Annotated in this window: 8 protein-coding genes; 3 read left to right on the top strand and 5 right to left on the bottom strand. The window is 67.0% G+C overall.

Annotated elements, in window-relative coordinates; genetic code table 11:
- Positions 1–41: 41 nt before the first annotated feature.
- The gene (locus FOZ74_RS09500; RefSeq protein WP_146912836.1) at positions 42–1,580 is read right to left on the bottom strand and encodes a cell surface protein; all 1,539 of its coding nucleotides are present in this window, start codon (positions 1,578–1,580) and stop codon (positions 42–44) included.
- 465 nt (positions 1,581–2,045) lie between these two features.
- Here FOZ74_RS09500 and FOZ74_RS09495 point away from each other — a divergent pair, with 465 nt between their 5' ends.
- Genes FOZ74_RS09495 through FOZ74_RS09485 form a run of 3 tightly spaced genes read left to right on the top strand, consistent with a single transcriptional unit; the run spans position 2,046 to position 6,225 of the window.
- Positions 2,046–3,233, top strand: coding sequence for an ABC transporter ATP-binding protein (locus FOZ74_RS09495; protein WP_146912835.1), 1,188 nt, complete (start codon positions 2,046–2,048; stop codon positions 3,231–3,233).
- A gap of 5 nt (positions 3,234–3,238) precedes the next feature.
- A complete protein-coding gene (locus FOZ74_RS09490; RefSeq protein ID WP_146912834.1) occupies positions 3,239–4,123 on the top strand; it encodes a lysophospholipid acyltransferase family protein in 885 nt (294 codons plus the stop codon).
- Positions 4,120–6,225, top strand: a complete 2,106-nt coding sequence (locus FOZ74_RS09485) for a DUF7657 domain-containing protein (RefSeq protein WP_146912833.1) — start codon at positions 4,120–4,122, stop codon at positions 6,223–6,225. The genes FOZ74_RS09490 and FOZ74_RS09485 overlap by 4 nt, the downstream gene beginning before the upstream one ends.
- Here FOZ74_RS09485 and FOZ74_RS09480 read toward each other — a convergent pair.
- The 4 genes from FOZ74_RS09480 to gspD all read right to left on the bottom strand — a co-directional run bounded on the left by FOZ74_RS09480 (position 6,171) and on the right by gspD (position 11,982).
- Positions 6,171–6,626: a hypothetical protein gene (locus FOZ74_RS09480; RefSeq protein WP_146912832.1), complete on the bottom strand. Its 456-nt coding sequence runs from the start codon at positions 6,624–6,626 to the stop codon at positions 6,171–6,173. The genes FOZ74_RS09485 and FOZ74_RS09480 overlap by 55 nt on opposite strands.
- 61 nt (positions 6,627–6,687) lie before the next feature.
- Positions 6,688–8,985, bottom strand: coding sequence for a DUF7657 domain-containing protein (locus FOZ74_RS09475; protein ID WP_146912831.1), 2,298 nt, complete (start codon positions 8,983–8,985; stop codon positions 6,688–6,690).
- A gap of 168 nt (positions 8,986–9,153) precedes the next feature.
- Positions 9,154–9,579 carry a hypothetical protein gene (locus tag FOZ74_RS09470; RefSeq protein WP_146912830.1) on the bottom strand — a complete coding sequence of 142 codons (426 nt, stop codon included), beginning with the start codon at positions 9,577–9,579 and terminating at the stop codon, positions 9,154–9,156.
- A 9-nt stretch (positions 9,580–9,588) separates the two neighbouring features.
- Complete coding sequence (gene gspD / locus FOZ74_RS09465) at positions 9,589–11,982, bottom strand: type II secretion system secretin GspD (protein ID WP_255437545.1); 2,394 nt, start codon at positions 11,980–11,982, stop codon at positions 9,589–9,591.
- Positions 11,983–12,013: the final 31 nt, after the last annotated feature.

Here is a 12,013-nt window from a genome sequence, read left to right as displayed (position 1 = left end):
GGCGGAAGTTCCGCCCTTTTTTATCGAACCGAGACCGTCGCTTAAGGAACAGCAACGATGTTGGTAGTGCTGGTGCGGTGCTTCCAGATGCCGCCCAGGCTGGCACTGAACGCCAAGGCCTTGGCAAAGGAGTGGCCAATCACCGGCAGGCCAAGGTCGCCGCCCACCCCCGGGTTCCCCGCCGTCTTGATGCTCATCCAGCCATCGGTATACACGTCGGTGGAACCCGCGGTGCTTTCCATCTGCAGATTCTGGCGTGCAATCAGGGCGCCCAGAACCGGAGTGGCCTGGTCCTCTGCCAGCGGGTTGTTGAAAGTCAAGACACTGGTCTCACCGCAGAAATTCAGACCGGGCTTGACACCGGGACGCTGGGGCGAAACCACATAGCCGCCGGGCTTGGTGGTCTTCTTGCCTTCTTCCGTGTTGAAATACTCGAGGTCTTCAAACTTGGAATTGACGCAGATTTGATCACCAACGCGGGTGACATTCGCAGCCGTGAAATACGCTCCGCCGGTCGCATACACTACGCTAGCGGGGCTGGTCTTGTAGTTCAACGCCACATTGTAGCGACGCGAAGGCATGGAGAAAGTCCAGTCGGTGGCAAAGCCAACGTCCGGGCTCGTCATGTACTCGTTCGTGATCGAAGCCGTTGCCAAGGCATGGGACAGCATGTGGGCCTGATCAATCGGGGCAATCACACCAATGTAAGGCGTGGACAGATCGGGGAAGTCGTAGTTCTTCGCCGTCAATGTAGCCGTGGGAGCGGCCAACAACGGGTCAGCAGTCAGAAGAGCCGCGGCTGCAGCCGTTACCGTTGCTTCTTCTTCCTGAGGCGAGAAGACGATGTTGGCACCACCATCGGGGATGATTGCGGTCGCATCACCCGTAAAGGAACCCGCCTTGTCGAGGTTGATAATGGACCAGTTGGCCATCAAACCGCCCGTGGGGTAATCGTAGCCGCGTGCTTGGGCAGCCGGATAGTCTGCCAAATCGGTCTTCTGAGACGGCATGGTGGCGCAGGGAGCCACATAGCTACCGTCAGCCTGCTTGACGTGCTTGATCGACGTGTACAGGGCGGAGCCGGGAGGAACATCGGCCATGTTCAGGATTTCGATGTAACCTTCCAAGGTGCCAGCCTTGTTGTCCGCAAGACTGTCTTCCGCAGTCAGGCGTGCCGTACCAAAACGGACATTGACATCCGCAGGCAGCGTGCAGCTGTTGTCGTTCGTCACCAAAGTAGAGACACCATCTACCTGACTCACGTTCGCCGACCACATATCGCCAGGCGACAGGTAGATCGTGATGTCGTAGATATCGTCAGAGTTGGCAGCACCACGATAGCGCAGCTTCACTGCCTTGCCGTTCGTCTGATCGGTATTGGTGATGTTCAGCAGCGAAACGTTGCCGTTTTGCGTGCTGAAATAGGGCACCAGCAGGATGTGACCGATACCGGTTGGCGTCACCTCCAAGGCCGCGCCAGGTGCCGGATTCGTAATGACCGTACCCGCCGATGCCACGCCCGCAAAGCCCAGGCTACCGATCATGGCAGCGATGCTCAGGGCGAGAACGTTCTTTTTCATAAACACTCCAGTTAAAAATTGATAAGCGCAACTACCAAGATCGATTACGCTGCGAAATCGTAGCACAGCGCCCGTGAGCGATGGCCGCGCCGCACTGCCACCCAAGTCGTTTGTTGATGAAATACAACACGGTTCTTGTCAGCAGTTCTTGGGCTTGTCACCCGCTGGCGCCAGCGCCCCATGCGCCGTGCGATCCAGACGCGGTAGTGTAGGCCATAGGGTGGCCGCGGGCCAAGGGCGCGCGGGGCATGAAGGGCATGGCTGGCCTGCGCCGCCCATCTTGGTGGCTACGGCGGCAGTGCGCAATTTTGCATCAAACAAGCCGCTAGCGCCCTGATGGCGGGCGCTGTACGCTAGCATATTGATATCTTTACCGCTGCCAGTGGCTGCGTGGGCGCCTTTACAATGGTCGGTGCGGTCCGCCGGGCCGCGTTGCTTTTTCCATACAAGGGCTTTCCCCGGGTGATGTCCTCCTCCGTCGTGCAGGCCAGCGGCCTGGGCAAGCAGTACCGGCTCTACCCTTCGGCGCGCGCGCGGCTGCGGGCCTTGCTGGCGGGCGGCGGCGCGGCGCGCAGCCACTGGGCGCTGCAGGGCGCCAGCTTCAGCCTGCGCCGCGGCCAGTGCCTGGGCGTGGTGGGGGACAACGGCGCGGGCAAGAGCACGCTGCTCAAGCTGCTGGCGGGCACGCTGGCGCCTTCGACGGGGACGCTTTCGCGCCATGGACGCGTGACGGCCATCCTGGAGCTGGGGGCGGGCTTTCACCCGGATTTCACGGGGTATGAGAATTTGCGCTTTGGCGCCGGGCTGATCGGCATCGACACGGCGCAACTGCGCGCGCTGGAACCTGGGATCATCGCGTTTTCCGAGCTGGGCGAGGCGATGGCGCGGCCAGTGAAGACGTATTCGTCGGGCATGGTGGTGCGCCTGGCCTTCGCGCTGGTCACGGCGGTGGAGCCGGACCTGCTCATCGTGGACGAGGCACTGGCGGTAGGCGACCAGCACTTCCAGAAGAAGTGCGTGGAGCGCATCGAGCAGTTTCGCAAGAACGGCTGCACCATCGTGTTCTGTTCGCACAGTCTGTACCACGTGCGCCAGTTGTGCGACGTGGCGCTGTGGCTGGACGGCGGCGCACAGCGCGCCTTTGGCCCGACGGAAGAAGTGCTGGGCGGCTACGAGGCGCACGTGCGCGCGCAGGAGGCGGCGCAGGAAGCCGCGCCGCTGCCTGGCGTGCCGGATGCGGCACCCGCGCGCGCCGACGCGCGCATCGAGACGGTGCGGGTGGCGAACCTGGACGAAGGCACGCCACCCACGCTGCAAGGGCCAGACCTGGAGCTGACGATAGAGGTGAGCGCCCCGGCGGGCGAGTGCCCGAGCATCGCAATGATGCTGGAGCAGGCGCATGGCGTGGGCATCACCTCGACTTCGACGCAGAGGGCGGGCGTGCGCCCGCAGCCGCTGGGCGGCGGGCGCTGGCGCGCGAGCGTGCGCTTTCCGGCGCTGGCGCTGCACACGGGCGAGTACGTGGTGAGCGTGTATCTGTTCGACGCCAGCGGCCTGGTGGTGTATGACCAGTGGATGCGTTGCGCGCAGTTTCGCCATGTGTACGCGGACAGCACGCCGGGGCTGGTGCGGCTGGCGCACGAGTGGTACTGAGGCGCATGGGCCTGGCACGCCGCCTGCACGCCGAATGGCGCGACGCGCTGGAGCTGGTGCTGTTGCCGGGGTTTGCGGCACTGCTGCCGTGGCGCTGGGGCTTTCGCGTGCTGCGGCGGCTGGCGCGCCGTGACGGCCTGTACCGCGATGCCTGCCATGCGGCGCTGGCGCAGGCCAAGGTCCAGGGCTGGGCGGTGGATGAGGCGGACTGGCTGCTCAAGCGCCGGCTGGTGACGCTGGTGGATCACGCGGATTTTTTCCTCTCGCGCACGCGCGGGGATGGCTGGATGCGCAGGCATTTGCGCGTTCAGGGCGCCTGGCCGGCGGCGGATGCGCCGGGCATCGTCTGCACCTTTCACTGGGGCGCGGGCATGTGGGGGCTGCGCCACGCACGCGCGCACGGCCTGCGCATGCACCCGCTGGTGGCGCCGCTTCAGGGCGCGCACTTCAAGGGACACACGGTGCTGCATCGGTATGCGCAGGCGCGCACCGCCGAGGTGGGCCGGGCGCTGGCCTGCGAGGCGCTGGACGTGTCGGCGGGACTACGCCCGGCGCTGCGCGCACTGCGCGAGGGCGAGCAGGTGGTGGCGGCGATCGACGTGCCTTCGGATCAGGTGGCCGCCACCTGCGCCGTGCAGCTGCTCGGGCGCACGGTGCAGGTGCCCCGGGCGCTGCTGCGCCTGGCGACGGCCCAGCGCATTCCGGTGACGCTGTATCTGACGGGGTTCGACTTTGCCAGCGGCCAGCGCTTCGTGCGCATCACGCCGCTGGGCGTCTGCGGCGACGAGCAGGCGCTGGCGCAGGCGCTGTTCGATACGCTCGATGCGGCGATGCGCGAGGAGCCCGCTGCCTGGCACCTGTGGGGCGAGGCGCCCCGCTTCTTTCGATGACGCGGGCAGCGAACCTGGATGCGTGGGTACAGGGCCACGCGGCGCAGGTGGGCACGCTGATCTGGGTGGTCTTCGCGCTGCTGGTGGCCGCGGGAGTGACGGGCAGTTCATGGCCGCTGCTGGCGCAGGGGCCGGAGGCGGCGCTGGTGCAGTGGCGCGGCAGCCCGGCAGCGCTGGGCACGCCACGCTTCATCCGCGCGGATGAGTGGGGCATCCTGGTGACCAACGCGCTGGCACAGGTCAACCACGTACCGCGCTTTCCGGTGGTGAACACGCTGCTGGGGCCCGAGGGGCAGAACATGGGTGTCATCGGCATGACGGGTACGCCGGTGACGCAATGGGCAGCTCTGGCGCGGCCGGCTACCTGGGCTTATTTTTTTCTGCCGCTGCGCCAGGCGATGGCATGGCAGTGGCACCTGCCCTTGTTTGCCTGCCTGTTCTTCCTGTGGCAGGCGCTGCGCCTGCTGCTGCCGGCCCGGGCGGGGCTGGCGCTGGTGCTGGCGGCATCGTTTTGCGCAGCGCCGTATGCGGCGGGCTGGTCGCAATGGCCGCTCTACCCGGTGGCGTTTGGCGCCGCGCTGTGGCTAACGTTGGCGCGGCTGACGCAGGCGCGGCACTGGCGCGCGGGGGCGGCCTGGGGTGCGGCAATGGGTGCCCTGCTGGCGGGCTGGGCGCTGGTGCTGTATCCGCCGTGGCAGATCAGCACCGGCTGGTGCCTGGCGCTGCTGGCGCTGGGTTGGCTGGCGGACGGACGACATGCCCGGCCCGGCTGGCACGCGCCGCAGTGGCTGGGGTTGCTGGCGGCGCTGACGGTGGCGGGCACGCTGCTGGGCAGTTGGTGGCTGGACACGGCAGACGCCGTGGCGCGCATGGCGGCCACGGTCTACCCCGGGGGGCGCGACGCGCAAACCGGCGCGGACATTGCGGGAGCGCCCTGGTGGCTGCTGCGCGGCTACCTGAATGGGGCGCTGCTGCATGGCGGGTTGGCGCCGGATGCCGCAGCGCTGGTGCCGGCGATGTACGCCAACGAGAGCGAGATGAGCGCCTTCATCCTGCTGCCGCTGCCGCTGCTGCTGCTGGCCGCGTGGCAGGCAACGCGCGCGCACCCACTGCGCTGGACGCTGCGCGCCTGCCTGGCGTTCGTGGCGTTCTGGCTGGTGTTTCGCTTCGTCGGCATCGCGCCGTGGCTGGCGCGCGCCACGCTGTGGAGCCGGGTGACGGGGGTTCGGCTCGATCTGTCGCTGGGACTGGCATGCACGGCGCTGCTGGCGTTGCTTGCGGCGGGCTGGGCGGCACGGACGGCGGCATCGGCAAGTGCAGGCCGGGTTCAGGCCGGCGTGGCCATGGCGGTGGCCCTGGCAAGCGCGGGGCTGGTGGCGCTGGAGTTTGCCTGGCTGCCCGCCGGGGTGCTGCAAACCGACGGCGCCGGCACCCGGCTGGCCATGGCGCTGGGCGTAGGCGCCAGCGCCTGGTGGCTGATGCGCGGACGGGTGGGCGCGGCGGCCGCACTGCTGCTGGCGCTGGGGCTCTCGGCTGGCCTTGCCTTCAACCCCTGGTCACGCGCGCCGCGCAGCATGGCCTTGGCCCCTGAGGTGGCGGCACTCGCCGCTGACGCGAACGGACAAGTGCCGCGCACGCTGGTGCTCAGCGCCGATGCGAAGGCGGCGGTGACGCTGGCGGCGGCGGGCGTGCCGGTGGTAAATGGGGTGCTGTATTACCCGCAGCCTGTGCTGTGGCAAGGGATGGGCTTGACCCCACAGGACTGGCCGGCCGTGAATCGCTATCAGCACCTGAGCTTTGTGGCGACCCCGCTGCCAGCGAATGGGCCGCCATGGCGGGTGGCAGGCGAACTGGACCGGGTACGCGTGAGCGTTGACGCGCTGCGGTTTGACTTTGCCAGCACCGGCGCCGGTCGGGTGCTGGCGCGTGGGGAGGACGCCAGGCGCCTGCGCGAGAGCCCGCGCCTGCACGAGCTGGGCGAAGTCGATGGTTGGGTTTGGTTTGCGCCATGCACGGGGCCGTGCATACCCTCACCCCCGGCCGCAGATCAGAAGATGCGCTTGAAGGTCAGCGGCCAGTTCGCACCCTGGAAGGCGTTCTGACACGAGACATTGGTGCGCCTGCCCTGTGCCGTCTGTACGGATGAAACGGGAAAGACTTGAAATGAACCATCCGCCAGCACCAACCGCATGGTGACGTAACAGGTACCGTAGTTGAATTCTCCCGAAATGCTGGCAACGTTGCCCGAGAGCGGTCCGCCCAACAGATCCCAAGTGTTCATGATCGACGGAATGGTGGTGCCAATGGTGGTGGTGATGATGACGGTGCCGTCCATCCTGAAGGTGGAATTGAACGATGCGGCGACCACACGCACATCGTCATGGTGCAAGGACACCCATGAGGCGTTGGAAAGCGGAGAGGCGTAGATGCCGTCGTAGCGGCCCCCGGCAAAAGCCGTGGCAGCCAGCGAGATCAGGGCAAGGGTGGCGAGGACGCGTTTCACGGCGGGCTCCTTCAAAAAGTGTGCCCAAGTGTAAACACGGCACCAAGCCCATGCCGCAATATCAGTGCAACGCCCAAAGTACCCACTGGGCGCCCCGGGTTTCCTCGCGCAGCGCCGGGTTGGCCTGCAGAGCGGGAGTGTCCTGGGGCGCGGCGAGCACATGGCTTGCCTGAAGCAGGCGAAAGTCGAAGCGGGCTGGGTCGAGCGTGAGCACGACTTCGTCCAGGCGCGGGCTGGTCATCTCGTAGGGCGGCGCATCCGGCGTCAGTGTCTGCAAGCGCAGCAGCAGGCGCTGGTAACGGTTGTGCACCGCCTGCTGACGGTCGTCCGGGTCCAGCCGTCGCCAGAGCATGGCGGGCGGTGCGTAATGCACGGCATTGACGACGGCGGTGCCGGTGGCGGGCAAGAGCAGCGACCAGCGGCGGTCGCCAAGCACGGCCACGCGGCTGCCCGGTGGCAGGTGCGCTGCCAGCGCAGGAGCCAGAGTCAAGGCTTGCGGCGCCCCCACCAAGGGTTGGAAGGGCAACGCAATGGCCAGCGTCCAGACGGTGAACAGCGCGGTGGCGCGCGCGAACTCGCCGCGTGTCAGCCACCAGGCGAGCAGCGCCCAGACGAGGGTGGACAGGGCCACGGCGGCGGGTGAGAGCGCACCGGCCAGGGGCACGGGCAACTGGCGCCAGCTCCAGAGAGCGGCGACCAAGGCAAGCATGAGCGCGGCGGCGGCAACCGGGCGTGGCGGCGGCGCGGCGCGTTCCCACAAGATGGCGAGCAGCAGCACCTGGGCCAGGCCAAGAGCGAGGTCCATGCGATATGTCAGCACGCGCCCCCAGAGGCTGGCGCGGGCCAGCGGCTCGGGGATGCCAAAGACCATGTAGATGAAAGCGGCCAGCAGATAGAGCGCGACGGCCAGCCCAAGCGCACCCACGGCCCGACGCGTGATCAGGCGCCAGGCAAGCAGCACGGCCAGCGGGATAAACAGCCAGAGGTTGGAGCCGGCGTCGCTGGCGTCCATCAGTGGCGGTGTCTGGTACATGGTGCTGACGCTGAGCAGGCCTTTGATGAGGTACCACGGGTCGATGTCGCCCCCGACGTTGGCGGCGCGCTGGCCGGGATAGACGGTGGCTTCAATGGCGTGCACGGTGGCTGCCGCATCGTGCCACCATGCGCCCAGCAGGCCGACGGCGATGAGCACGGCCATCAGCAGCGCCAGCGCCTGGGCACCGCCGCGGCGCAACGTGCCACGCGCCTGCCAGGCCCAGCCGACGGCCACGGCGGCGAGCAGGTAGCCCAGCGACACCTGCCACGCCGGGTAGAGCACGAGGACGTAGCCGGCCACTGCCAGCCCGAGACCAGCGCCCGACAGCGCACCGGCCCACATCCGCTCGGTGCGCAGCGCGTGCATGGCGCACGACAGGCCGGCCACGCCAAAGAACAGCAGGTAGGCCGGCCAGCCGGAAAACGCCATGGCGTAGGCGGACCAGGAAAGGGCGGCGGCGAGAGCCGCCGCGGGTCGCCAGCCGATGCTGGCGATGCGCCCGATGAGCCACCACAAGGCGGCGAAGCAGGCAAAAAAGGGCAGCCATCCGTACCAGGCCAGCGCCTGGGGCAGGGGCAGCATGAAGAAGCCCCAGGTGGCCGGCCGCGCCAGGGCGCTGACATGGGCCACGGGTACACCGGTCATGCCGATGACGAGCATGTTCTGTCCGCCCGCGCCGAGGTTGTGGTTGACGACGGGAAAGCGTGGTTCATGCGCCTGCTGGGCCAGCGCCATCGGGGTGATGACTTCCCATTCATCGCTGCGGATGGGGCGTGCCTGGCCGAGCCACACCGGCGCATCGCCCTGCACGACGGCGGCGCCCTGCAACAACAGGGGCAGCGAGGAGCCGGTAGTGCCGCTGGCCACCAGGGCCACAAACGCGACGGCGGTAGCGCCCGCCAGGGCCAGTGGACTGCAGCGGCGACAGGCGAGCGTGACGAGGGGCAACGCCAGCAGCGCGAGCAGCAGCCAGGCGTGCCAGCCACGCAGCGCCGCTGGGGCGATGGACGGCCCCTTCAGGGAGGGGCCGGCGGCAAGTTCGATGGCATGACCGTCGCCCGTGCGAGCGATCACGCGCACGGTGCAGTCGCTGCATGCGAGCGAAGCGGGCACTGGGGCAATGATGCGGTAGCCGCTGCCACGCCAGTCGGGGCGCCCGGTGGCCCGGACTACGTCGTCGCGCTCTTCATGCTGCCAGCGCGGGCCGTGGTAGATGGACTGCCCGTCCAGCAACACGCGCAGACTGGTAATGAACGCCTGCGGCTGGGCAGTACCCGCCCAGCCAACGACGGCAAGAGTGCGCTGGACGGGATCCCAATCCACTTGGTCGATGGCGCCGACACCGGCGGGCGGCTGCGCCAATGCACATTGGCACAGACATAGCAGAACGCAGGCAAGCCAGCCATGGAGCCTCCGGACACCGATCCACAGGGCCGCAACCACACGAGCGTGCCGCTCGGCAAGCGGCTGCGGGCGAGATAGGTGCACGGCTTACATGGCTTCGTACTTGTACCACTGGCCATCTTCGCGCAGCCAGGTTTCGGTTACGTCGGTGTTCAAAGTCTTGGTGTTGGCCTTGGTGGGGTAATCGACCACGATGTTGACCACCACGGTGCAGCGGTCTTCCTCGCACTTGGCCGAACGCACCGCCGTCGCATCGAGCCAACGTGGTACGCCAACGAACCGGTAGGCATAACGCTCGACGTTCATGGTGGCGCGAAAAGCGGGGGTGAGAAATTCATAGGCGGCAGGCCAGTCGTGCGCAATCAGAGCCTTCCAGCGCTGCGCGGCACGAGCACTGACGGCCTCTTCAGGGGTGGCCGGCTGCAGTGAGGCACAGCCTGCAAGCGCGAACAGCGCCAGTGCAGCCAGCGCTGCACGGCGACCAGAGGAGGAGATGAAGGTACCAAAGTTCATGTCTGCCTTTCACGGAGTGGTGCGAGTCTGTAGCGGCGTGACAGGAGCGCGCAGCCCCGTAGCACTGTCACGCAGGTCGAGGAGATGCAGACCCTTGAGGCGGTCGCGCAGTTCCTCGCTGATTTCACGTATTTCCGGATCGGTGCGCACCACCTTGGGGGTGATGATGACGAGCAGTTCGGTACGCGCATTGTTGGTGGTGGTAGCGCCAAACAGATGGCCCAATACGGGGATGTCCTGCAGGAAGGGTACGCCCGATTTGCCGGTGCTGGCGTTGTCCTTGATGAGGCCACCGAGCACGATGGCCTGACCGGAGCGCACCGCCACCTTGCTGGCGATCTGGCGCTGCAGGAAGGTGCGCTGGCCGGTGATCGTGTCCTGGTCGCCCACGTCGGTGACGGACTGGTTGATGTCCATGGTGACCAGGTCGCCCGAATTGACCGAGGGCTGTACCTGCAGTTGTACGCCAGTGTCCTTGTACTGGTAGTTGGTGGTGATGGGCGTGCCCTGGTTGACGTTGGTGCCGTTCAGGTAGTTGGTCTCGCCCGTACGTATCGGCTGCTGGGTGCCCACGGCCATGGTGGCGACCTGATTGTCGAGCACCATGAGCGAAGGGCTGGAGATCACCTTGATGAGCGACTTGTCGGCCAAGGCGTTGAGCGTGAGGCGCAGCTTGCCCAGCGAATCGGTCAGCGTGTAGGAAAAGCCGCCACCGGAGGCGCCGGGCACCTGCCCGACCAGCCCGCTGCCTGCGCCGTGGCGGTGGGTGTCGGAAAACGCCCACTGCAGCCCGTACTTGAGGTCGTCGCCCAGGGTGACTTCAATGATGGTGGCTTCGATCAGCACTTGGGTGGGGGGCAGGTCCAGGCGTTTGAGCGTGGATTCGATCTTCTGGAATTCGCCCGTCGTGCTCCATACCAGGATCGAGTTGTTGAGGGTATCGGCCATGACGCGCACGCCGCCGACCTGGGCGACCACCGGCGCTGATGCGTTCGCCTGAGCCGCCGGTGCATTGGTGGCCAGCGGCGCGCCGAAGCGGTTTTGCGTGCCGAAGGTCCCAGCGCCGAAACCGCCTGTACCGGAACCAAACGCCATACCCGTCTGGCCGCTGCCCCACATGCCGTTGGCTCCCTGCTGCTGCCACGATGGCGTCGACACCGTGGCACTTCTCAGACCCGGGGCCACTCCCGTGTTGTCCTGCTGCGCAGTGGGCGAAGCGGTTCCCCCAAAAATCCCCGAGAGCACGGAGGCCAGGTGCTGGGCGTTGCCGTTTTGCACCTTGTAGATGTGCAAACCGGGCTCGGCGCCGTTGTCCGTGGGTTGGTCCAGCTTCTCGATCCAGCGCCTGGCCTCGTCGAGGTATGCGGCGCGCGGCGTGACCACCAGAATGCTGTTGATGCGGGCTATCGGCATGACACGGATGGCTCCCCGGAGCGGAAAACCGTCCGAGTTCAGCGCCTGCGCAAGGCCGCTGGCGGCCCCCGATGCAGCCTGGGCGCCTGCGGACCCTGCGCGCGCTGGAGCAGCGGGCTGCGGCGTGGCGGCCCCAGTGGCCGCGACGCTGGCAGAGCCCAGCAACTGCAACGCGGACTCGACCTCGGCCACCGTGACATGTTTGAGCGGGAACACTCCGACCGACATGCCTTTGAGCAGATTGACGTCGAAGGTGTTGACCATGTCCAACCAGCCCTCGGCCTGTACACGGGTGCCTATGAGCACCAGCAGGTTGCGGGTATTGTCCACGCGTGCCAAGGCCTCGGCGGGCATGAGCGGCTTGAGAATCGCGGCCATCTCGGATGCGCCGATGAATTGCAGCGGCACGACGATGGCACCGTAGCCTGCAGGCAGCGGCCCCTTGCCCGAGGGTTGGCGCACGGGGGAACCAATGCCGCGCAGCACGTCGGCCTTGCCTACGTGATAGGTGCCGCGGGTATCGCGCACCATGACCAAGCCGTTGGCCAGCAAGGCGGATTCGAGCATGGCCAGGGCGTCGTCGGCGCTGACAGGGCCTCTCGTGGCCAGAGTGACGGAGCCTGCAACCGGTTGATGCAACACGTAGCTGACGCGCAGGATGTCACGCAGCATGACGTGCACGACTTCGCTGATGGGTGCTTCCTCGAACTTGAATGTGTGCGCCGCTCCTTGCGCCACAGGCTGAGGCTTGGGAGGCGCAATGACGGCGTCGTCACCGCGCAAAAGACGCGGCTCCTGGCGCGCACGTATCTCGGGCGCCAGCATGCCGGAGTCCTGCTCTGGCGGCGGCAGTACATCCCGCGGAGTGGCGGCGGTTGCAGCCGGCGCCTCCTGTACCGGCGGCAGGGCCTCCGTGCTCTCTTGCGCAATCGTGGTACAGCCGACCAGGAGAAAGATGGCGGATGCGGTGGTGAATCTATGCAGGGTCATGGCGTCAGACGGATGATTGCCATTCAAGATG

This window comes from Comamonas flocculans, from assembly GCF_007954405.1.
In the GTDB taxonomy this organism is placed as follows: Bacteria; Pseudomonadota; Gammaproteobacteria; order Burkholderiales; family Burkholderiaceae_C; genus Comamonas_C; species Comamonas_C flocculans.
This window is presented reverse-complemented; position numbering and strand designations above follow the sequence as displayed.

Bases quoted from the DNA above. Each gene is read 5' to 3' on its own strand.
- FOZ74_RS09470 (WP_146912830.1), bottom strand. From the start codon at position 9,579: ATGAACTTTGGTACCTTCATCTCCTCCTCTGGTCGCCGTGCAGCGCTG.
- FOZ74_RS09490 (WP_146912834.1), top strand. From the start codon at position 3,239: ATGGGCCTGGCACGCCGCCTGCACGCCGAATGGCGCGACGCGCTGGAG.
- FOZ74_RS09500 (WP_146912836.1), bottom strand. From the start codon at position 1,580: ATGAAAAAGAACGTTCTCGCCCTGAGCATCGCTGCCATGATCGGTAGC.
- FOZ74_RS09485 (WP_146912833.1), top strand. From the start codon at position 4,120: ATGACGCGGGCAGCGAACCTGGATGCGTGGGTACAGGGCCACGCGGCG.
- gspD (WP_255437545.1), bottom strand. From the start codon at position 11,982: ATGACCCTGCATAGATTCACCACCGCATCCGCCATCTTTCTCCTGGTC.
- FOZ74_RS09495 (WP_146912835.1), top strand. From the start codon at position 2,046: ATGTCCTCCTCCGTCGTGCAGGCCAGCGGCCTGGGCAAGCAGTACCGG.